The following is a 21,310-nucleotide window of genomic DNA, read 5'->3' as shown; positions in this document are numbered from 1 at the left end:
GAAGCGTAAGAGCGCCGTTTCCCCCCCCCCTGCCCCCCCCAACCCCCCCACAACCGCCTGTTCGGCGAGAGAGGGGACGGTGCGAAGGGTGGGTCAGTTCGCCGGGAGCCGGCCGCTCAGGTCCGCGGGGAGCTGGTCGCGGATGCCGTCCGGGAGGCTGCCCAGCAGGTCCTCGCACGAGGTGGGGTCGCCCGCCTGGCACTGGCCGCCCAGCTCCTGCAGGCGGTCGGCGTCGCCGAGGGTGCCGGCGAGGTCCCGGAGGTCGTCGAAGGACATGCCGCTCGACAGGCCGCCCAGCAGCAGGTCCGGCACGGACAGGTCGGTCTGCGTGAGGTCCTCGGCCTGCGCCAGCGCCTGCTCGACGTCGTCGCCGTAGGTGTTCCACAGCATCACGCCCGCGATCACGACGATCGCCGTGAACACCACCTGGATCGACCCGAACGTCAGGCCCGTGGCCGCCATGCCGCGGCCGCCCGTGCCGCGTCGGCGCGTGCGGTCCAGGCCCACGCCGCCCAGCACGATCGCGACGACACCCAGCAGCGGCACCACGAACCCGAGGATCCCGGTGACCAGCGCCCCCACGGCCGACGGCTCCGTGCCACGGCGCTGCGGCGCCCGGCCCGCGGGCGCGGGGGTGGGAGCGGCCGGAGCGGGGGCCGCGGCCCACGGCGACGGCGGCGCGGCCGACGGCGCCGGGCGCTGCGCCGGAGCCGGTGCAGGTGCCGGAGCGGGTGCAGGTGCCGGAGCGGGGGCCGCCGCCTGCGGGGCGGCGACGGGCGCCCGGAGCGAGCCCACCGGCCGGGACGACGCTGTCCGCAACGGCGGCGCCGGCAGCGGGGTCGTGCCCGCCGTCTGCGGGGCGAACACCTGCGTCCGCTCGACCGGCTGCGCCGCGAACACCTCCGTCCGGTCCCCACCCTGCGGGGCCAGGGCCTGCGTCGCGTCGGCGCCCTGCGCCGCGAAGACCTGCGTCCGGTCCGCGCCCTGCGGCGGCAGCGCCTGCGTCGCGTCAGGGCCCTGCGCCGCGAAGACCTGCGTCCGGTCCGCGCCCTGCGGCGGGAGGACCTGGGTCCCGGCGCCGTCCGGCGGGGGCGGCGCGGCCGGCACGACCTGGGTGCCGTCCTCGCGCGGCGGGATCGCACGGGTGGGCGGGGTGTCGTGGGCGTCGTACCCGCGCGGGTGGCTCATGGTCCTCCTGGTCGGTGCGGCGGCGGCCGGTGCCGGACGGCGGTGCCCGCTCCGTCGTGCGTCGTCGCGCCGGGCGCCGTCCGACCCGCGATGCTACCCACCCGACGACCCCCGGCGGCAGCCCCGACGGGTCTCCACGCAGGACCTTCGCAACCGCCTAAGGGCTACCGCCCCAGCAGCAGCGCCGACGAGTCGAACGTCGTCTGGAAGTCCTCCGGGTCGAACTGCGAGACGAACACGGCCGCGAAGACGATGAACACGATCCACGCGACGATCCCGACCGCGCCCAGCACGATGCCGGCGATCGCCATCCCCTTGCCCTGCTGCCCCGTGCGCGAGATGCGCGAGAGGCTGATGATGCCCAGCACCACCGGCACGATCGCCAGGCCGAGGATGCCGGTGACCAGCGCCGCGATCGACCAGCCGTCCGTGCCCGCCGACGGCGCGTACGGCTGCTGCCCGTACGGCTGGGCGTACGGCTGCTGCGGGTACCCGGGCGGCTGCTGCCCCGGCGGCTCCTGGCCGTACGGCTGCTGCGCGTACTGCTGCGACGGGTCGCCGTACGCGGGCATCCCGCCCGGCTGCTCCCCCGCCCCCGGCTGCTGGCCGGCGTCCGGCTGGGGGTAGCCGGGCGGCTGCTGGTACGGGTCGGGCCGCGGCGTCGCGCCCGGGTCGGCCGCCTGGTCCGGCCGGGGTGCGTACGGGTCCGGCTGGTTGCCGTCGTCCTGGCTCATGACCGTTCCTCCTCGTCGACGCCGCGCGACGGGCGCCCCCGGCCGCGTCCTGCTCCTCCCACTATGCCGGAGGGGAGGGTCCCTCCGCCGGACGTCGCGGCAGGTCGTGCCCGTCGTTCACCCCGGCGTTCACCCCAGCGTTCACCCCGTCGGCGCTCCTCACGCGCCGCTCGGGCTGCCATGCTGGGACCCGGCGGGCCGAGCCAGGGACTTGGCCCGCCACCGTCCGCCGGACCGGGGAGGGCACGTGCGCGTCATCGTCGTCGGGGGCGGGATCATCGGGCTCGCGACGGCGGCACGCCTCGCCCGCCGCGGCGACGAGGTCACCGTGCTCGAGAAGGAGCACGAGCTCGCCTGCCACCAGACCGGCCGCAACTCCGGCGTCGTCCACTCCGGCCTCTACTACGCGCCCGGCAGCCTCAAGGCCCGGCTCGGCGTCGCCGGCGCCGCTTCCATGACGCGCTTCGCCGCCGAGCACGGCGTCCCCGTGGCCACGACCGGCAAGCTCGTCGTCGCCACCGACGCCGGCGAGCGTGACCGGCTGCGCGCCCTCGCCGAGCGCGGCGCCGCCAACGGGGTCCCCGTCCGGGAGCTCGACCCCGTCGAGGCCCGCGAGCACGAGCCCGACATCGCCTGCGTCGGCGCCCTGCGCGTGGAGACGACCGGCGTCGTCGACTACCGCGAGGTCTGCGCCGTCCTCGCGGGCCAGGTGCGCGCGGCGGGCGGCACCGTGCTGCTCGGCCGCGCCCTGCACGGCGCCACCGTGGTGGGCACGCAGGTGCGGGCCGAGGTCGACGCCGTCCGCACCCGCCACCGGCACGAGCACGTCGCCGACGCCCTCGTCGTGTGCGGCGGCCTGCACGCCGACCGCCTCGCCCTGGCGTGCGGCGTCGACCCCGGCGCGCGCATCGTGCCGTTCCGCGGCGAGTACTTCGACCTCGCCGACGGCGCCGCCGACCGCGTGCGCGGCCTCGTCTACCCCGTGCCCGACTCGCGCTTCCCCTTCCTCGGCGTGCACCTCACGCGCGGCGTGCACGGCGACGTGCACGCCGGCCCCAACGCCGTCCTCGCCCTCGCGCGCGAGGGCTACCGGCGCCGCGACGTCGCCTGGCGCGACGTCGCGGACGCCGCCTCCTGGCCCGGGCTGTGGCGGCTGGCCGGGCGCAACCTCGCGCCCGGCGCCGCGGAGGTGGCCCGCTCGATGTCGCGCACCCTGTTCGCCGCGTCCGTGGCGCGGCTGCTGCCCGGCACCACCGCCGACGACCTGCACCCCGCCCCCGCCGGCGTCCGCGCCCAGGCCGTGGGCCGCGACGGCTCCCTCGTCGACGACTTCCTGGTGCGCACCGCGCCGCGGCAGGTGCACGTCATCAACGCGCCGTCGCCCGCCGCCACCGCGTCGCTGGAGATCGCGCGGCACGTCGAGGCCGAGCTGGACCGCACGATGACGGCGAGCCGCTGAGACGTCAGGGGGCGTCCGGCGCGAGCCCGCCGTCGGCCTCGGTGTACGTCTCCCCGGTGGCGGGGCAGCGCCACCGCCCGTCGCCGTCGGCCTCGAGCGGGACGCCCGCCCGGCCCACCCAGCGCACGCGCCTCGCGGGCGAGCCCGCCACGAGCGCGAAGTCGGGCACGTCCCGCGTCACGACCGACCCCGCGGCGACCGTGGCCCACCGGCCGACCGTCACCGGCGCGACGCACACGGCCCGCGCCCCCACCGCCGCGCCCTCGCGGAGCGTGACGCCGACGGCCTCCCAGTCGTCGCCGGTCTTGGCGGAGCCGTCCGGGTTCACGGCGCGCGGGTAGAGGTCGTTGGTCAGCACGGCCGCCGGGCCGACGAACACGCCGTCCTCCAGCACCGCCGGCTCGTAGACCAGCGCGTAGTTCTGCAGCTTGCAGCGCGCGCCCACGCGCACCCCCGGACCCACGTACGCGCCCCGCCCGATCGTGCAGCCGGGGCCGACGACGGCGTCCTCGCGCACCTGCGCCAGGTGCCACACGGTGCTGCCCTCGCCGATCGTCGCGCGCTCGTCGACGTCGGCGGACGCCGCGATCGTCGGGCCCGCCGTGCCGAGGGGCGTCCGGGTGCTCGTCACCGCGTCCTCCGTCCCGCCGGCGGCTGGTCGCCGGCCTCCGCTCCACTGTCGACGCCGGTGCGCCCGGACGGAACACGTCGACCGGGTGAATCCCGCACCCGCCGACGACGTCGTCCCAGGTCAGCGCGTTCCCGCGCCGCGACGGCAGGGGATGAAATCGGCTCCGGACCCCCTGTGCGACACCCCGCCGTGGCTACTCTGCGAACGCGGTGGCCGCGCGGCGTGCGCGGCCCGGGAGCAGGGGGGACACCATGGCCGGACCCGCACCCCGCGCGAGCCTGGTGATCCCCGCGCACGACGAGTCGGCCGTCCTCGGCGACCTGCTGCGCGAGCTCGCGCGCGCGGACCCCGGCGAGCTCGAGACCGTCGTCGTGTGCAACGGCTGCACGGACGACACCGCCCGCGTCGCCGCGACCTTCCCCGGCGTCACCGTGGTGGAGGTCGCCGAGGCCTCGAAGATCGCGGCGCTGCGCGCGGGCGACGCCACCGCGACCGTGCTGCCGCGGGTCTACCTCGACGCCGACGTCGGCATCACGCTGGACGCCCTGCGTGCCGTGGTCGCGGCGCTCCGCGCGGGGGCGCCGTCCGCCGCGCCCGTGCCGACCTTCGACACCCGCGGCTGCGGCGTCGCGTCCCGGGCGTACTTCGCGGTCTTCTCCCGCCTCGGCTACGCCCGCCACCACGTGCTCGGCTCGGGCGTCTACGGGCTGTCCGCCGCCGGCAGGGCCCGGTTCGGCACGTTCCCCCCGGTGGTCGCCGACGACGGCTTCGTGTACTCCCTGTTCGCCGAGCACGAGCGCGTCAACCCGCCCGGGGCCACGTTCCGCGTGCGCCCGCCGCGCACGCTCCGGGCGCTGTACCGCCGCCGCGTGCGGATCGTGGTCGGCAACCGGCAGCTCGCCGCCCGGGGAAGCACGCTGCGGCCCCCGGCACCCTCCTGGCGCCAGGTGGTGCGGGCCGAGCCCCGGCTCGTCGCCGCCGGCGCGGTCTACGCCGCCGTGAACGCGGCCGCCGTGCTGCGGGCCCGCCGCCTGCTGCGCGCGGGGAGCGTCGGCGGGTGGAACCGGGACGACACCTCCCGGGCGCCCGCGCCCGCGCTGCGCGGAGGGCGGCCCGCGTGAACGTCCCCGAGGTGAGCGTCGTCGTCGTGACGTACCAGAGCGCGGACTGGGTCGAGCGCTGCCTGAGCACCCTCCCTGCCGCGTTCGACGGCGTCGCGCACGAGGTCGTCGTCGTGGACAACGCGTCCACGGACGGCAGCGCCGACCGCGTCGCGGCCCGGTACCCCGGGGTGCTGCTCGAGCGCAACGCTGTCAACGTCGGGTTCGCCGCCGCGGTCAACCAGGGCGTGCGCCGGTCGACGGCACCGTGGGTGCTGCTGCTCAACCCCGACACGGAGTCCCGCCCCGGGGCGCTGCGCCGCCTGCTCGAGTTCGCGCGGACCCACCCCGGCCACGGGCTGTACGGCGGGCGCACCGTCCAGGCCGACGGCAGCCCGGGGCCGTTGTCCTGCTGGGGCCTGCCGACCGTGTGGAGCACCCTGTGCTTCGCCACGGGGGCGTCCACCCTCTTCCGCCGCACCCGGCTCTTCGACCCGGAGTCGCTCGGACGGTGGCCGCGCGACACCGTGCGCGAGGTCGGGATGGTCACGGGGTGCCTGCTCGTGCTCGAGCGCAGCACCTGGGAGCGCCTCGGCGGGCTCGACGAGCGGTTCTTCGTCTACGGCGAGGACGCCGACCTCGCGGCGCGGGCGCGCGGCCTGGGCCTGCGGCCCGTCATCACGCCCGACGCCGAGATCGTGCACGCCGGCGGGGAGTCGTCGTCCGACGCCGACGGCGGCAGCACCCCGCTCGTCCTCGCGGGCAAGGTGCTCTACGCGCGCACCCACTTCGGCCCCGTCGCCGCCCCGGTGGTCGTCGCGCTGCTGCGGTCGGGCGTCGCCCTGCGGGCCGCCGGGTCGGCCGTCACCGGGCGGGGGCGCAAGTGGGCCGCCACCTGGCGGCGTCGTGCCGAGTGGTGGGACGGCTTCCCCGCGTCCCTCCGCGCCGCGCCCGCGGAACCGGAGCAGGACCCCGCGCAGGAGCCGGTGCGATGACCGGCTCAGGCCGTCGGGACGAGAGGGGCCCGCGGGTCGGGACCCGCGACCGGGTCGCCGTCGAGGGCGGGGGTGAGGGCCGCGGCGCGGCGCAGCCGGCGGCGGCGCGCACGCTCGTCCAGGAGCACCGCGCCCGACACGCTCACGAACGACCCGACGAGACCGATCGCCAGCAGGGCCCGCGCCTTGCCGCCCCGGGTGGAGCCGACGTACGCGACGGGCGGGTCGCCCAGCAGCGGCTGCACGGTCATCAGGTCCTGCGTCCGCGTGCCCTGCGTGAGCTGCAGCGCGCGCGCCGTCTCGGACACCTGCGCCACGACCTCGTCGTACCGCCGCGCGACGCCGGCCTCGTCGGGGCCCACGACCTCGACCGTCAGGTTCGGCTGCGCGAACATCGTCGTCCACTGGTTGCCGTAGTTGCGCAGCCGCACGGAGGACCCGTCGCGCACCCCGGTGCCGTAGATGGGCGCGGAGTTCATCCGGGGCGGCGGGGCGGCACCGTTCAGCTCCCGGTCGAGCACGCCCGCGAACGCGATGAGGTTGCCGCGCCAGTAGCTGTCGGGCGCCTGCTGCAGCGACCCCCCCGGCGCGACGAGCACGACGTCGCCCTCGGTCCAGTACAGGGGCTGCGGCCGGACCGCCACGAGGACGGCGACCGCCGTGAGGAGCAGGCCCAGCACGACCACGTACCAGCGGTGCCGCAGCACCCGGAGCAGCCCCTCGAACGTCATCGCCGACCTACCGCTGTGAGTCACCCGTCGGAGGCCCCGTGAACGAGACCCTGAGCCACGTCATTCTCACACGGTTCAACCTGCCGTCGGCGGGCGCCGAGAAAGTCGTCCGGGCGAAATCCGGGTGGCTGCGCGACCGGACCGCGCTGTTCGAGCGCTACTGCCTGCCGAGCGTCGCCGCCCAGACCGACCCCGCGTTCGCGTGGATCGTGTACGTCGACCCGCAGAGCCCCGCGTGGTTCTTCGACTGGCTCGACGACGTGAGCCCGGGGAGGTTCCACCCTGTCCGCCGGGAGGCGGTGCACCGCGTCGACCTGCTGCGCGACGTGGTGGGCGTGCTCGGGCACGAGCCCGACCGGCTCGTCACCACGAACCTCGACAACGACGACGCCGTGTCCGACGACTTCGTCGCACGGCTGCGCGCCGGCGGCGCGGCGACGACGGGCCGCGCCGCCCTGTACCTGGAGAACGGCCTGGTGCGGCGCGGCGAGCGCGTCTACGCCTGGCGCGACCCGTCGAACGCCTTCGCCTCGGTGGCGGAGCCGTTCGCAGGCGCCGTGACCTGCTGGGTGGACTGGCACAACCGCCTCGAGCTGCAGATGCCGGCGGTCCGCCTCGGCGGCGACGCCGCGTGGCTGCAGGTGATCCACGGGGCGAACGTCAGCAACCGGGTCCGCGGCACGCTCGTCGACCCGCGGCCCTACCGCGCGAGGTTCGTCGCCGGCCTCGACGGGACGGCCGCCGTCGCTCGCCGCCGCGTGGTCGCCGACCGGCTCGTCGCGGCGCCGGCTCGGGCGGCCCGCGACCACGGCCGCTCTCTGGTCAAGCGCGGCGTGCTCGCCGTCGGCGGGCGCGAGGCCGTCGACCGGGTGAACGCCCTGCGGCGAGGCGTCGTACGACCCCGGGAGGGCGGATGACGTGGACATGGCGCGCGGAGCCCGTGCAGGTGCCCGGACCCGCGTCACGACCGACCCCCGAACCGCTCTCTCTCGATGACACGTCCCGGTCCGGGCGCCCCACCCCCGGGCCGCCCGCGCCGGCCGGGACCGAAGGACGCACCGTGCAGCTTCACGACATCCTGATGATCCTCCGCCGACGGTGGTACCTGGTCCTGTGCGGGATCGTGGCGGCCGCGGCGGTGGCGTACGGGGCGACCACCCAGGTGCCCGTCACGTACGCGATGCAGACGAGCTCGGTGCTCATCCCGGGGAAGTCCACGATCCTCGAGGGCAGCAACCCGTTCCTCTTCCTCGGGGGGCTCACGCAGCAGCGCGACCTCCTCACGTACGCCGTCATGTCGCCCGAGGTGCAGGCGCAGCTGCTGGAGCCGTACCCGGGCACCACCCTCGCCGTCTCGGCCGACGTCGGCACGAGCGGCCCGGTGCTGACCGTGCAGGCCACGGGGCCGGACCCCGCCGCGCTGCCGGCCGTGATCGCCGACGCGAACGCGTCGCTCGACGCGGAGCTCGGGCGCATGCAGGACGAGGTCGACACGCCGCGCGGCGCGCGCACGTCGATGCTGCAGCTCACCACCGCCGCGCAGCCCACGACGGAGCGCGGCGCACAGCTCAAGGCCATGGTCGCCGGCGCGGGCGTCGTCATGCTCGTCACCCTCCTGGTGACCGCGTTCGTGGACGGGCGCCTCCTCGCCCGGGCGCGGCGACGTGGCGGGCTCGCGGAGCCCGGCCTGTCGGACGAGCTCGCCGAGAGCCTCGCCGGGGACCCGGTCCGCACCGGTGCCGGCATCCCCGACAGCGCGCCCCGGCGGCCCGCCTCGCGCCGGCGCGCGCGGCCGAGCCCCACCCACCACCGCCCGGCGGCGGACCGGCGGACGCGCAGGTCGGTCGACCCCACATGACGACCGCCGCCGGTGGGGCGCGCCCGCCCGCGGCGGCCCGCGGGTGGTCGGTGCGCGGCTTCGACGCCGTGAGTCTGCTGACCGTGTACATGGTCAGCCTGTACGCCTTCCCGTCCGCCGGCTCCATCGACGGGCTCGGCTCGCTCGGGCGGCCGTCGAACCTGGTCGGCCTCGCGTGCCTCGGCTGGTGGGTGTGGGAGCAGATCTCCCGCCACCGCCCCGCGCCGCGGCCCGCGCAGCCGGTGCGTGTCGCCCTCATCGTGCTCGCCCTGGCCGTCCTGATCAGCTACGCCCTCGCGGGGATGCGCGGGATCCCCGTGCTCGAGCAGAGCGTGGCCGACTCGACGATGCTGCGCTTCCTGTCCTGGACGGGACCCGCCCTGCTGGCCACGGACTGCGTGCGCACCCCCGAACGCTTCCTGGCCCTGGTGCACCGCATCGTGATCGCCGGCGGCCTGATGGCCACGCTCGGGCTGGCGCAGTTCGTCACCGGCCAGCCGCTCCTCGCGGGCCTCCCGATCCCCGGCGTCACCGCGGACGCCGTCGACCTGGGCGACCGCGGCGGGTTCGTCCGGGCGAGCGCGATGGCCGCCCACCCGCTGGAGTACGCGACGGTGCTGGCCGCGGCCATCCCCCTCGCCCTGAACGCGGCGCTGTACTCGCGCCCCGGCTCCCGGCTGCGGCGCTGGTACCCGAGCGCGGCCATGATCCTCGCGTCGCTGCTGGCGGTCTCCCGGTCCGCGATCCTCGGCACCGCCGCGGGGATCCTCGTGCTCGCGCCGTCGTGGCCGCGCCGGGTCCAGGTCCGGCTCGCGGTCGCCGGCGTGCTGCTGCTGGCCGCGGTCCAGGTGCTCGTGCCGGGCATGCTCAGCACGTTGCGCTACATGTTCACCGGCGGGGACTCCAGCACCGAGTCACGGGTCGACAACTGGGGCATCGCGTTCGACCTCGCCTCGCGGTTCCAGCCCTTCGGCCGCGGCCTCGGCACCTTCCTCCCGTCCTACCGGATCCTCGACAACGCCTACCTGCTCCTCCTGATCGAGATCGGCATCGTCGGCGTCCTCGCCGTCATCGGCCTCGCGGCGACCGCCGTCGTCGTGGCGCTGCGGGCGAGCCACCGGGCGACCGACACCGCCCTGCGCAGCCAGTCCCGGGCGCTGGTCGCGTCGGTCAGCGCGGTCATGCTCCTCATGGCGTTCTTCGACGCGATCTCGTTCACGATGTCCGTCTCGACGTTCTTCCTGGTCGTGGGCTGCTGCGGCGCCGCGGGGAACGTCGTGCCGAGGCGCGCGCCCGAGGCCGCGCACGCCCTCGCGGCGGACGGCGCCGGTCACTCCCAGGGCTCGGGCTCCGGCACGGGGATCCCGCGGCCGTCGGGGGCGTCCGGGTCGTAGGCGGCGTTGTCCACCCACTGCTCCCACCCCGGGCCGCTCGACGCGTAGGTGGCGCCCTCGCCCGTGTCGGTCATCCGGTTGTCGACGGCCCGCAGGCCGGTGTACGACCGGCCCTCGTACTCCTGCAGGATGAGCTGGAAGCCCTCCCCCTCCAGCAGGTTCCGCTCGACGAGGAGGTTCCGGATCTCCCCCGCGTACGGCTGCACGAACAACGCCCCCGTGGCGTTCGCCGTGTCCTCGTCGAAGCGGTTGTCGCGGACGATCAGCCGGCGGTCGGGCCGGCCGTCGAAGTCGCGCACCGTGAAGGCGCTCGAGTGGTTGCCGTCCGTGCCCGGGTCGCCGTACGCCACCAGGTCGGTGACGTAGTTGTGCTCGACGAGCGCGTCGAGGTGGTCCCCGGTGCCGAACAGCGACAGCCCGCTGCCGAAGCCGTGCACGTAGTTGCGCTGCAGGTCCGCGATGCCCTGGAACGGGCCCACGTACGCGGCCTCGGCGGGCCCGTCGAGCAGCGAGCCGTCGAACTCGCTGTCCCGGACGACGACCTTGGTCGGGGTGGCGCGGTGCGTGCCCCAGCTCGCCGTGGACAGCGCCGGCTCGCCCCGCGGCACGGCGCCCGGGGTCGGCTGGACGCAGCTGCGCTCCACCACGATCGAGCCCGCGGACAGGTCGAGCTCGCCGGTGATCCGCTGCTCGCGGATCACCGTGCCCGGCGCGGGGTGCTGGGTGCCGGTGTACTCGGGCAGGCTCGCGCAGTCCAGCCCGAGCGGGGCGAGCCCGACGTTGGTCGCGTCGACGGTCCACCCGGGGCCGGGGGTCCGGGGCGCCTCGTCGGCCTCGACGGCAGGGGGCGGCGCCTGCGCGGGCGGCGCGGCCGCGACCGTGCCGAGCACCACCGCGAGCGCGAGGACGCCCCCGGCCGCGTACCGGCCGCGCCCGGCCCCGCCCTCGCCCCGCTCGACGTGTCCCATCGCTGCGCCTCCCCCTCGACGGTCGCACGGCGGAGGCGCCTCCCGGCGGCCCCCGCCCGGATTTCGCCCGGCCGGCGGCCCTTTTCGCCCCCGCCCGACCTTCCCGGGCGCGGCCGCCCCGCCAAGACTGGCGGGATGACCCGTCGAGCACCGCGTGTCCTCGTCATCATCCAGAACCTGCCGCTCCAGGTGGACCGGCGGGTGCGCCTCGAGACGCGCTCCCTCGTGGACGCCGGCTACGAGGTCAGCGTCATCTGCCCCCGCGGCGAGGGCGACCCCCCGCGGGCCGACGTCGACGGCGTCGCGGTGTACGCGTACCGGCCCGCCCCGCAGGCGTCCGGCGCGCTCGGGTACCTGCTGGAGTTCGCCTGGTGCTGGCTGCGCACGGCGCTGCTGTCGCTGGTGGTGCGGCGCGAGCGCGGGTTCGACGTCATCCAGGCCTGCAACCCGCCGGACACGTACTGGCTCCTGGCCCGCCTGTGGCGGCTGCGGGGGGTGCGGTTCGTGTTCGACCACCACGACCTGAACCCGGAGCTGTTCCGCACCCGGTTCGGCGAGCCCACCACCCCCGCCCGGCGCGCCCAGCACCGCGCGCTGCTGTGGCTGGAGCGCATGACGTTCCGCACCGCCGACCGGGTGATCTCCACCAACGAGTCGTACCGGGAGATCGCGCTGAGCCGCGGCGGCGTGGACCCGGAGCGCACGGCCATCGTGCGCAGCGCGCCCGACACGGCACGGATGCGGCCCGTCGCCGTCGACCCCGCCCCCGGCGTCCGCACCCTGGCCTACCTCGGCATCATGGGTCCCCAGGACGGCGTGGACGTGGCGCTGGACGCCCTGCACGACCTCGTCCACCGCCGCGGCCGCACCGACGTGCGGGCGGTGCTGATGGGCTTCGGCGACTGCCTGACCGACCTGCGGGCGCAGGCCACGCGGCTCGGGCTGGGCGACGTGGTGACGTTCACGGGCAAGGTCGGGTCGCGGGAGATCGGGGAGCACCTCTCCCGCTCCGTCGTCGGCCTCGTGCCCGACCCCCGCTCGCCCCTCAACGACCTGTGCACGATGAACAAGACCATGGAGTACATGGCCTACGGGGTGGTGCCGGTCTCGTTCGACCTCAAGGAGACGCGCCGCACGATGGGCGGCACCGGCGTGGTGGCGCCGGTGTGCGACCCGTCGTGCCTGGCCGACGCCGTGGAGTCCCTGCTGGACGACGACGACCGCCGCGTGACGCTCGCGCTCGCCGGCCGCGAGCGCGTCGTCGACCGGCTCGACTGGCGGCCTCAGGCCACGACGTACGTGGGGGTGTTCGACGGCCTGCTGGGCCGCCCGCCGTCGGCGCCGCCCGCCGCCGCGCGTCTCGCCGTGCACGACGAGTGGGGCCGGCCGTACGTGGCGGGCGCCGACCTGGAGGCGCACCTGCGCGCCCGGGCGCCGCGGACCTTGCCTGCCGTGCCCGCCGAGCCCCGCGTGGCGTCGTGACGGCCGCGGGCGCGGTGCGGCGGGCCGCCCGCGGGGTGATCACGCGCACCGCGCGGGACGTCACGGCGGCGGTCGCGGCCCGCGACGCCGTCGTCCTCGCACCGCACCCCGACGACGAGACGCTGGGCGTCGGCGCGACGATCCTGCGCAAGGTGGCCGCGGGCGCCCGGGTGACCGTCGTGGTGGTGACCGACGGACGGCACTCCCACGCGAGCCCCGTGCTGCCGCCGGCGGAGCTCGCCCGCCGGCGGTCGCTGGAGATGGCGGAGGCGGCGCGGCGCCTCGGCCTGGGCGCGGACGCCGTCCGCCGCGTGGGCCTGGAGGACGGCACGGTCGCGGCGCACGAGGACGCGCTGGTCGACGCGCTGGCCGCGCTGCTCGACGAGCTGCGCCCCGCGGAGCTCTACACGACGGCCGCCGGGGAGCCGCACCCCGACCACGCCGCGGTGGGCCGGGCGGCACGCCGGGCCGCGCACCAGGCGGCGCTGGGCGCCGCGCGCTCGTCGGCGCCGGGGCCGGAGGTGCTGGAGTACCCCGTGTGGCTCTGGGGGGCCTGGCCGTTGACGGCCGGACGCCGGGCCGGCTCGGTGCTCGACGCCGCCCGGACGGTCGTGGGACGGCGCGCGGTCGCGGTTCGCACGGGCGCCCACCGCGACGCGAAGCGGTTCGCCCTGGACGCGCACGCGAGCCAGCTGCGCCGGCCCGCCGAGGTGCCCGACGACGCGCCCTGGGCGGTGCTGCCGCCCGACGTCCTGGCGGCGGCGCTCGGCGACCGGGAGGTCTTCTTCCGCGCCCCGTCCCCCGGCGCGGCCCGGCCCGCAGGCGCCGCCCCCGCGGTGGTGCGGCGATGAGCGCGGCCCGGCGCGCCGCCCTGCGCGCCGTGAACGCCGCCCGCCGCGCCCGGGACGACCGGCGTCGGACGCCGCCGCAGGTGCGGCTGGGCCGCGCGGACGGCCGCCGCCGGATCTTCTACCTCTCCCCCGACCCGCCGATGCCGCGCGGCGGCGTGCGCGTGTTCTACCAGCACGTGGACCTGCTGCGCGCCGCCGGGTTCGACGCGACGGTCGTGCACTGCCGCCGGGGCTACCGGGCCGGCTGGTTCGCCAACGACACGGCGGTCGCGGGGGCGCCCGACGTCACGGTCACGCCCGACGACGTCCTCGTCGTGCCCGAGTACTACGGCGGGACGCTGGACCGCCTCCCCGCGGGTCCCACCGTCGTCGTGCTCAACCAGGGCGTCTACCACACGTTCGACGCCGTCGACGTGGCGGCCGCCGCCGCCCTCGTCGGTCCCCCGGTGAGCGCGGTGCTCACGGTCTCCGAGGACAGTCTCGACCTGCTGCGGTTCACGTTCGCCGGCGTGCCCGTGCACCTGGTGCGCCCGACCCTCGACCGGGACGTGTTCCACCCCGGGGACGGCGCACCCCGCGGGCGGCGGATCGCGTACGCCGCCAACCGGCGGGCCGACGAGAGCCACCACCTGCGGTGCGTGCTGGAGGCCCGGGGCCGGCTGGCGGGCTGGGAGCTGGTGCCGATCGTGGGGATGTCGGAGGCCGAGGTCGCCGACACGATGCGCTCCTGCCCGATCTTCCTCAGCATGAACGAGCGGGAGGGCTTCGGGCTGCAGCCCGCGGAGGCGATGGCGTGCGGCTGCTTCGTGGTCGGCTACACCGGCCAGGGTGCCCGCGAGTTCTTCGACCCCCGGTACAGCGCCCCCGTGCCGGACGGCGCGCTGCTCGACTACGCGCGCGCCGTGGAGGAGGCGGTCGCCGCGTTCGAGGCCGACCCGGACGCCCTGACGCGACGCGGCCTGGACGCGTCCGCCGCGCTCCTCGCCCGCTACGACGAGGCAGGACTGCGGGGCGACCTCGTCGCGTTCTTCCGGTCCCTCGGCCTCGCACCCGCCGCGATCGACGACGGGGCGGGCGCGGCCGGCCCGACGGCCGCGGACCGGCTCAGATGAAGGCGAGCGTGGCGGCGGTGCGCCACAGGTCCGGCGACACGAACCCGCCGCGGACGATGGTGCGGCGCCGCGCGACGGGCCCCGTCCGGCGCACCGACACGAGCTCCTCGAGCGCGCGACGGCTCGCGGCGGGCAGGTCGTCGCGGTAGGTCTCCAGGAACAGCTCCCCCTGGTCCACGCGCAGCCCGACCCAGCGCCGCACGTCCGCGGGGGCGGGCAGGCGACGCAGGGCGCCGACGAGGCTCGACCGCTTCGGCGCCGAGACGTTGCCCCCGTGGATCCGGTAGCGGATGCGGGGCTCCGGGTCGTGGTCGACGACGCCGAACGCGGCCGCGACCAGCCCGATCCACCAGTCGTGCATGACCGCCGCGGGCGGGATTCTCCCGACCCGCTCCACGAGGCTCCGGTTGAGCACGGCGGTGCAGCCGGTGACCGTGGGGTGCATCAGCGCGGTGCGCAGCCGGGACCCGTACTCCGGCCGGATCGACTTGAAGGCCCAGAACGACGGCGCGACGGGCCGCCCGTCGCCGTCGATCACCTCGAGGTCCCCGTGCACCAGCACCGGGACGTCGGCGCCGTGCTCCCGCTCGAGCGCGCGCACCCGTGCCAGGCCGGCCTCGACCTTGTCGGGCAGCCACACGTCGTCGTGGTCGGCGAGGAGCACGTGGTCCGCGCGGGAGCCCGCCAGCAGCGCGGCGAAGTTCGCCGCCGCGCCCCCGCTCGGCACGGACCTGCGCAGCACCCGCGGGGGGTGCGCGAACCGCCCGGCCCACGCGTCGACCAGCTCCAGCGTGCGGTCGGTGGAGACGTCGTCGCTCACGACGAGCCGGAAGTCGCGGTACGTCTGCGCCGCGAGGGACTCGAGCAGCGGCCCCAGGTAGCGCTCGCTGTTGTACGTGGCCAGCAGCACCTCGACCGTCATCCGGCCACCACCCTCCGCAGCAGGTCCGCGTGGGCGCGCACGGACCGCGCCGGGCTGAAGCGCCGGGCCGCGTCGGCGGCGATCTCGGCCCGCGACGCGGCGTAGTCCCCGCGGGCGACCGCGACCATCGCGTCGACGACCTCCTCGCGGTTGGGCTGCCGCCGGAACCGTGCGTACTCCATCTCGTCCCACGTCAGCCCGACCGGCCGGCCCAGCGGGTGCCCCACGACGACGCCGTTGGCGACGGGGCCGCCGACCTGCTCCCGCGCCCCGCCGACGTCGCTCAGCACCACGGGGGTGCCGGCCGCGAGCGCCTCCATCGAGGACAGGGCCCAGCCCTCGAAGTACGAGTCGAGGACGAAGACGTCGGCCGCGGCGAGCACGGCGTCCACGCGCCACAGGTTGTCGCGCAGGTGGATCCGGTCCGCGGCGGGCGACCGGTCCCGGCGCGCCACGACCTGCCGCGAGTAGACGGCCTCGTCGGCGCGGCCGCAGACGAGCAGGTGGGCGCGGGGCAGCGCCCGCGCGACGTCCTCGAAGGCCTCCACCAGCGCGTACGTGTTCTTCTGCATGTTGTGCCGGGCCAGGGACACGAAGAGCGTCTCGTCCTCGAGGCCGAGGCTGGCCCGGCAGGCGTCGTGGCCGACCGCGGAGACCTTGTCCGGGTGGACGCCGTTCGGGATGACGTGCACGGCGGCCGCGTCGAGCCCGCCCGACTTCGCCAGGTACTCCTCGCGGACCAGCTCGCTGACGGCGACGACGGCGGCGAGGTCGCGCGACCGCTCCAGGACGGCGCCGCCGTCGAGCGCGAACAGGTCGTGCATGCCGTGCAGGGCCAGGACGGCGGGCACGCCGAGCCGGCGCGCGACCCGCACGGGCCACCGCACGTCCCCGTGGAGGTAGACGACGTCGGGGCGCCAGCCCTCGATCCACCGGGCGCCGTCGGCGCCGGCCGCGTCGACCACCTCGACGCCGTCGTCCAGGAGCCGCCGGCCGAGCTGCCCGATCCCCTGCGGCTCGTCGTCGGAGGCCACCAGCACCGCGACGTCGAACCCGTGCGCGGGCAGCGAGCGCGCCAGGTGGGACACGACCTCGTCGACGCCGCCCGTCTCGAGGGAGTGCGTGACCAGCAGGCACCGCCGCCGCTCCCCGGAGGTGCCGGGGGCCGGTGCGGCGGCCGGGACGGGTGCCAGGACGGGTGCCGGGACGGGCGGCGGCGCCGGGAACGGGGCGGTCGTCCGCCCCGCGACGAGGGGCCCGTCCCACCCGTCGAGCTCGACGCCGGGCGGGCGACGCCGCAGCGGTCGCAGCAGGGCGCGGGCCCGCCGCGACAGGACCCGGGACGCCGCCCGCTCCAGCCGCAGCACGGTGCCGCGCGCCGCGCTCACCGGGCCACCTCCGGCTCGGGAGCGGGCGCCGGCCGCCACGCGGCGGGGATGCGTCCGCGCGCCCCGGGCGGGAGGAGCGCGACGAGCTGGCGCCCCGCGAGCGCGAGGTACGCCAGGCCGCCGCAGGCGCCCCCGGCGAGCAGGGCCAGCCAGGGCACGGGGATCGGCGCGGCCACGAGGTGGGCGAGGACCCCGGCCGCGACGGCGGACAGCAGCGGCCACGCGCCCGCGCGCGCCGCGCGGCGCAGTACCGGGCCGAGCGCGCGGCGCAGGACCACGAGGTAGACGGGCAGGGTGACGAGCAGGATCGTCACGACGTGCGCGGTACCGGCCCCCAGGAGGCCGGCCTGGTGGATGCCGGCGAGCAGCGCCGGGACCAGGACGACGAGCGCGCAGACCTGGACCACCAGGATGACGACGGTGCGGCCGCAGGCGATGAGCACGTTGGCGACGAGCTGGCCGAGAGCGTTCGCCGCGCCGAAGACCGCGAGGACGGTGATCACGGGCGCGGCGTCGGACCAGCGGGCCCCGTAGAGGGTGATGACCAGCGGAGTCGCGAGGGCGGCCGTCATCGCCGCGATGGGGAACGAGACCAGGGTGACCGCGCGGACCGCGGACGCCAGCGCCGCCCCGGTGTCCCCGCCCTCGCGCCGCACGGTGGAGAACGCGGGCAGGACGACGCCGTTGAGCACCGACGCGATCACCGACGACGCCCAGGACGAGACGTTGAACGCGAGCGTGTAGAGGCCGACGTCCCGCAGCTCGAGCGTGCGCCCCACGAAGACGTAGTCGATGTTCACCACGACCTGGCTCAGCAGGTTCGCGAGCGCGAGGGGCACCCCGAAGCGCAGCAGCAGCCGCACGGAGCCGCGGTCCCAGCCCGGTCCGTACCGCGTGGTCAGCGCCACGACCATGAGGGTCCCGGTGACCAGCTGCCCGCCCACGCGGGACCACGCGAACGCGAGCGCGCCGTCGCCCACCAGCGCCAGCCACACGAGGGTGCCGGCGCCGACGAGGGTGCCGACCAGGTTCGAGCGGAACACGACGTCCTGGCGGAAGTCGCGCTGCAGCTGGGCGGCCGGCACGACGAACAGGCCGGACATCGCCACGGAGACGGACAGCACCCGGAGCGCGGGTGCGGCGTCCGCGGAGCCGAGGAGCGTCGCGACGGGCATTGCGAAGTACGCGAGGAGCCCGCCGAGCAGCACGTTGACCCCGACGGAGATCGTGACCCCGGTGGGGGCGACGGCCCGCTCGTCGAGGTCGTGGCGCGCGATCGCGGAGGCCACGCCGAGCTCCGCGAACGTCACGACCATCGCATGGGCGGTGACGGCGAGGGTGAAGAGCCCGAACTCGTCGGGGGCGACGATCCGCGCGGCCACCGCCATGACGGCGATGTTCGACAGCCGCATCATGATCGAGTTGCCGCCGAGCCAGAAGCTCGCCCGCCGCACCTTGCCGGTGAGGGCGGTCTCGTCCGGCGCGGGCCGCCCGGCGGTGGTCATCGCCCGCTCCCGCGCCACCGCCGGGCGCCCCTGCCGAGGGCGGCCCTGCCGAGCACGGTCGCGGCGTCGGCCAGCCGCAGCGCCCCCGAGGGGCGGGTCGCGAGCGCCTCGCGGTACACCTGCTCGAGCGTCGTCGCCGCGGCCTGCAGTCCGTACCGCTCGCGTGCCGTGCGCAGGCCGAGCTCCCCGAGCGCGGCGCGGCGGCCGGGGTCGCGGTGGAGCTCGTCGACGAGCGCGGCGAGCGCCCGTACGGGGTCGGCCGCCCCGCCCGTCCCGTAGAAGCCCTGGCGCTCGAACTCGGCCACGCTCGACGGCTCGTAGGTGCGCGCGTACCCCTGCTCGCCGACCACGACGAGCGCCGTGCCGTGGGCCAGCGCCCGGATCGCGGACCCGCCCATGCCCAGCACGACGTCGGCCGCCGCGTAGGCGGGGTGCGGGTCGACCAGGGCGCCGGGCAGCGTGACGGCGCGGCGGCCGAGGCGCTCGTCGACGCGCGCGGCCTCGGCCGCGACGTCGTCGTAGGCGTCCCCGTCGCCCACGACGACGAGGCGCACGCCCGGGTCGTCGAGCGCGGCGACGGCCGCGACCGCCTGCCGCACCCCCTCCGCCTTCATCTCCTGGTCCAGCCGCGTCACCATGACCACGAGCGTCTGGTCGTCCGTCACCCCGTGCTCCGCCCGGAACGCGGCTCCCCGCGCCGGGTCCGGGCGGTCGGTGTCGAGGTCGACGGGCGGCTCCATGAGGTGCACCGGTGCGGCGAGCCGGCGCGCGGCCTCCTGCCGCATCTCCCCGGTCCCCACCACCAGCGGCACGCGGGGCGAGCCCCAGAAGTGGTTCTCCATGTACCAGTTGGTCTCCACGCCGGCTCGGGCCCCCCAGCCCACCGACGACACCGCGAGCACCCGGCCCAACCAGGGGGCGAACACGTGCACCACGTCGGCCCGGTGGCGGGCGGCGGCGCGGGCGAGCGCCCGGGCGTCGCCCCGGAGCCCGCGGCCGGGCTCCAGCACCTCGACGTCGACGTCGTGCGCCCGCGCGTAGGGCAGCACCGACACCGCGACGTCGTCGTCCCGGAACGCGACGACCTGCACGTCGTGCCCGCGGGCGCGCAGCGTGCGCGCGAGGTCCACGGCGTTGATCTGGCAGCCGCCCAGGGCGAGCCCGGCCAGTCCCACGACGATCCGGAGCGTCCCGGCGGGGGCGGCGGACCGCCGCCCGGCGCGCGGGATGCTCGCGGTGCCGGCGGTGCTCACCGGACGGCTCGGCTCAGGGCCGCGACGACGGCCTCCTGCTGCGCCTCGGTGAGGTGCGGGAACATCGGCAGCGACAGGATGCGTCCGGCGGCGCGCTCGGCGACGGGGAACTGCCCGGCGCGGTGGCCGAGGTGGGCGTACGCGTCGGTGAGGTGCAGCGGCGTCGGGTAGTGCAGCGCCGCGCCGATGCCGGCGTCCTGGAGGTCGGCGAGGACGCGGTCGCGGTCGTCGACCTGCACGACGTACAGGTGCCACACGTCCTCGTAGCCCGCCCGGACGGCGGGCACGCGCACGCCGGGCACGTCGGCGAGCAGCCGGGCGTAGCGCTCGGCGGCGACGCGGCGCGCCTTGTTCCACGCGTCGAGGCGGCGCAGCTTGGCGCGCAGCACGACGGCCTGCAGGGCGTCGAGCCGGGAGTTGAAGCCCACCCGGTCGTGCACGTACCGCACGGTGCTGCCGTGCGCGGCGATGCTGCGGACGGTGGCGGCGAGCTGCGGGTCGTCGGTGGTGACGGCGCCGGCGTCGCCGGCGGCGCCGAGGTTCTTGCCCGGGTAGAAGCTGGTGGCGGCGACGTCGCCGAGCGCGCCGGCCCGGCCCTCGGGCGAGGACGCGCCCTGCGCCTGGGCGGCGTCCTCGACGATCGCGAGGTCGTGCCGGGCCGCGAGGGGGCGCAGTGCCTCCACGGGCGCGGTCTGCCCGTACAGGTGGACGGGCACGACGGCGCGGGTGCGCGACGTGACGGCCGCGGCGACGGCGTCGGGGTCGACGAGCAGGTGGTCGGGGTCGACGTCGACCAGGACGGGCACGGCCCGGATCCGGGAGACGGCCTCGGCGGTGGCGACGAACGTGTTCACGGGGAGGATCACCTCGTCCCCGGCGCAGACGCCGACGGCGCGCAGCGCCAGCTCGACGGCGTCGGTGCCGTTGCCGACGCCCACGCAGTGCCGGGCGCCGACGAACGTCGCGTACTCCTCCTCGAAGGCGGCGACCTGCGGCCCGCCGACGAACGCCGCGGCGGCGAGCTGCTCGCGCCAGACGGGGAGCACGTCGTCCGCGATCTCCGCGGACTGGGCGGCCAGGTCGAGGAACGGGACCTTCATGCGGACACCTCCAGGCGGCGGGCGGGCACGCCCGCCCACGTCTCGTGCGGGGGGACGTCGGCGAGGACGACGGCGCCCATGCCGACCGTGGCGCCGGCACCGACCTCCGCGCCGGGCCGCACGGTCGCGTTCATGCCCAGGTAGGCGCCGCGGCCCACGTGGACGCCGCCGCCCAGCGCGACGCCCGCCGCGAGCGTGGCGAACTCGTCGACGCGGCAGTCGTGCGTGATGGTGACGCCCGGCATCGCGACCACGTGGGCGCCGACCTCCGCGTCGGCGGTGATCGTCACGCCGGCGAGCAGGACGGACCCCTCCCCGACGGGGCAGCCGGCCGGGTTGCGCACGGTGGGGTCGAGCACGGTGGCCCACCGGCTCACGCCCAGGTCCTCGGCCCGGGCGACGACGGCCGCGCGGCCCTCCGACGGGCCGACGCACACGAGCACCTCCGCCTCGGGGAACAGGCCGACGTCGTCGACGGTGCCGAGGACGGGCGCGCCGGAGACGGCGCGGGGCAGGTCGAGGTGCCGCTCGTCGTAGCGGTCGTCGAGGACGCCGAGCACGTCGCGGCCGGCGGCGCGCAGCACGGGCAGCACCTCGCGCGCGAGCCCGCTCGCGCCCAGCAGCAGGACGGCGGCCACG

20 protein-coding genes are annotated in these 21,310 nt (G+C 76.9%); 9 read left to right on the top strand and 11 right to left on the bottom strand.

Going from position 1 to position 21,310, the window contains the following annotated elements; all coding sequences use genetic code 11:
* Positions 1–93 precede the first annotated feature (93 nt).
* Entirely contained in the window at positions 94–1,188 is a 1,095-nt protein-coding gene (locus tag ACWF41_RS14340) for a DUF4190 domain-containing protein (RefSeq protein WP_380327021.1), read from the bottom strand.
* 164 nt (positions 1,189–1,352) lie between these two features.
* Positions 1,353–1,922: a DUF4190 domain-containing protein gene (locus ACWF41_RS14335; RefSeq protein ID WP_380327018.1), complete on the bottom strand. Its 570-nt coding sequence runs from the start codon at positions 1,920–1,922 to the stop codon at positions 1,353–1,355.
* On the opposite strand from ACWF41_RS14335, the gene lhgO reads away from it, so the two are divergent.
* A complete protein-coding gene (gene lhgO, locus ACWF41_RS14330) occupies positions 1,921–3,381 on the top strand; it encodes an L-2-hydroxyglutarate oxidase (RefSeq protein WP_452182744.1) in 1,461 nt (486 codons plus the stop codon). The genes ACWF41_RS14335 and lhgO overlap by 2 nt on opposite strands.
* A gap of 4 nt (positions 3,382–3,385) precedes the next feature.
* On the opposite strand, the gene ACWF41_RS14325 is transcribed toward lhgO, so the two are convergent.
* A complete protein-coding gene (locus ACWF41_RS14325; protein WP_380318501.1) occupies positions 3,386–4,012 on the bottom strand; it encodes an acyltransferase in 627 nt (208 codons plus the stop codon).
* Positions 4,013–4,263: 251 nt separating this feature from the next.
* On the opposite strand from ACWF41_RS14325, the gene ACWF41_RS14320 reads away from it, so the two are divergent.
* Both ACWF41_RS14320 and ACWF41_RS14315 read left to right on the top strand, forming a co-directional pair.
* Positions 4,264–5,133: a glycosyltransferase gene (locus tag ACWF41_RS14320; protein WP_380318504.1), complete on the top strand. Its 870-nt coding sequence runs from the start codon at positions 4,264–4,266 to the stop codon at positions 5,131–5,133.
* Positions 5,130–6,107, top strand: coding sequence for a glycosyltransferase family 2 protein (locus ACWF41_RS14315; RefSeq protein ID WP_380318507.1), 978 nt, complete (start codon positions 5,130–5,132; stop codon positions 6,105–6,107). The genes ACWF41_RS14320 and ACWF41_RS14315 overlap by 4 nt, the downstream gene beginning before the upstream one ends.
* 5 nt (positions 6,108–6,112) lie before the next feature.
* On the opposite strand, the gene ACWF41_RS14310 is transcribed toward ACWF41_RS14315, so the two are convergent.
* Complete coding sequence (locus ACWF41_RS14310) at positions 6,113–6,838, bottom strand: hypothetical protein (RefSeq protein ID WP_380318510.1); 726 nt, start codon at positions 6,836–6,838, stop codon at positions 6,113–6,115.
* A gap of 38 nt (positions 6,839–6,876) precedes the next feature.
* On the opposite strand from ACWF41_RS14310, the gene ACWF41_RS14305 reads away from it, so the two are divergent.
* From ACWF41_RS14305 to ACWF41_RS14295, 3 genes are all read left to right on the top strand, one after another.
* Positions 6,877–7,755 carry a glycosyltransferase gene (locus tag ACWF41_RS14305; protein ID WP_380318513.1) on the top strand — a complete coding sequence of 293 codons (879 nt, stop codon included), beginning with the start codon at positions 6,877–6,879 and terminating at the stop codon, positions 7,753–7,755.
* 143 nt (positions 7,756–7,898) lie between these two features.
* Positions 7,899–8,696: a YveK family protein gene (locus tag ACWF41_RS14300; RefSeq protein WP_380318516.1), complete on the top strand. Its 798-nt coding sequence runs from the start codon at positions 7,899–7,901 to the stop codon at positions 8,694–8,696.
* On the top strand, positions 8,693–10,090 hold the full coding sequence (locus ACWF41_RS14295; RefSeq protein ID WP_380318519.1) for an O-antigen ligase family protein: 1,398 nt from the start codon (positions 8,693–8,695) through the stop codon (positions 10,088–10,090). The genes ACWF41_RS14300 and ACWF41_RS14295 overlap by 4 nt, the downstream gene beginning before the upstream one ends.
* Here the strand turns inward: ACWF41_RS14295 and ACWF41_RS14290 are convergent.
* The gene (locus tag ACWF41_RS14290) at positions 10,027–11,058 is read right to left on the bottom strand and encodes a hypothetical protein (protein WP_380318522.1); all 1,032 of its coding nucleotides are present in this window, start codon (positions 11,056–11,058) and stop codon (positions 10,027–10,029) included. The genes ACWF41_RS14295 and ACWF41_RS14290 overlap by 64 nt on opposite strands.
* 135 nt (positions 11,059–11,193) lie before the next feature.
* Between ACWF41_RS14290 and ACWF41_RS14285 the strand changes: the two genes are divergently transcribed.
* Genes ACWF41_RS14285 through ACWF41_RS14275 form a run of 3 tightly spaced genes read left to right on the top strand, consistent with a single transcriptional unit; the run spans position 11,194 to position 14,503 of the window.
* Positions 11,194–12,540 carry a glycosyltransferase family 4 protein gene (locus ACWF41_RS14285; protein ID WP_380318525.1) on the top strand — a complete coding sequence of 449 codons (1,347 nt, stop codon included), beginning with the start codon at positions 11,194–11,196 and terminating at the stop codon, positions 12,538–12,540.
* Positions 12,537–13,391 carry a PIG-L deacetylase family protein gene (locus tag ACWF41_RS14280; protein WP_380318528.1) on the top strand — a complete coding sequence of 285 codons (855 nt, stop codon included), beginning with the start codon at positions 12,537–12,539 and terminating at the stop codon, positions 13,389–13,391. Before ACWF41_RS14285 ends, ACWF41_RS14280 begins: the two co-directional genes overlap by 4 nt.
* Positions 13,388–14,503: a glycosyltransferase gene (locus ACWF41_RS14275; RefSeq protein WP_380318531.1), complete on the top strand. Its 1,116-nt coding sequence runs from the start codon at positions 13,388–13,390 to the stop codon at positions 14,501–14,503. Before ACWF41_RS14280 ends, ACWF41_RS14275 begins: the two co-directional genes overlap by 4 nt.
* Here the strand turns inward: ACWF41_RS14275 and ACWF41_RS14270 are convergent.
* From ACWF41_RS14270 to ACWF41_RS14245, 6 genes are read right to left on the bottom strand one after another with little or no spacing between them, the layout of a single operon-like run.
* Positions 14,496–15,425, bottom strand: a complete 930-nt coding sequence (locus ACWF41_RS14270) for a glycosyltransferase (protein ID WP_380318534.1) — start codon at positions 15,423–15,425, stop codon at positions 14,496–14,498. The two genes, ACWF41_RS14275 and ACWF41_RS14270, sit on opposite strands and share 8 nt — an antisense overlap.
* A complete protein-coding gene (locus tag ACWF41_RS14265) occupies positions 15,422–16,813 on the bottom strand; it encodes a glycosyltransferase family 4 protein (protein WP_380318537.1) in 1,392 nt (463 codons plus the stop codon). The genes ACWF41_RS14270 and ACWF41_RS14265 overlap by 4 nt, the downstream gene beginning before the upstream one ends.
* Positions 16,810–18,318, bottom strand: coding sequence for an oligosaccharide flippase family protein (locus ACWF41_RS14260; protein WP_380318540.1), 1,509 nt, complete (start codon positions 18,316–18,318; stop codon positions 16,810–16,812). The genes ACWF41_RS14265 and ACWF41_RS14260 overlap by 4 nt, the downstream gene beginning before the upstream one ends.
* Complete coding sequence (locus ACWF41_RS14255; RefSeq protein ID WP_452182739.1) at positions 18,315–19,571, bottom strand: glycosyltransferase family 4 protein; 1,257 nt, start codon at positions 19,569–19,571, stop codon at positions 18,315–18,317. Before ACWF41_RS14255 ends, ACWF41_RS14260 begins: the two co-directional genes overlap by 4 nt.
* Positions 19,568–20,671 carry a DegT/DnrJ/EryC1/StrS family aminotransferase gene (locus ACWF41_RS14250; protein WP_380318546.1) on the bottom strand — a complete coding sequence of 368 codons (1,104 nt, stop codon included), beginning with the start codon at positions 20,669–20,671 and terminating at the stop codon, positions 19,568–19,570. The genes ACWF41_RS14255 and ACWF41_RS14250 overlap by 4 nt, the downstream gene beginning before the upstream one ends.
* Complete coding sequence (locus tag ACWF41_RS14245) at positions 20,668–21,309, bottom strand: acetyltransferase (protein WP_380318549.1); 642 nt, start codon at positions 21,307–21,309, stop codon at positions 20,668–20,670. Before ACWF41_RS14245 ends, ACWF41_RS14250 begins: the two co-directional genes overlap by 4 nt.
* Position 21,310 lies beyond the last annotated feature (1 nt).

This window comes from Isoptericola sp. NPDC055063 (genome assembly GCF_053608125.1).
This window is presented reverse-complemented; position numbering and strand designations above follow the sequence as displayed.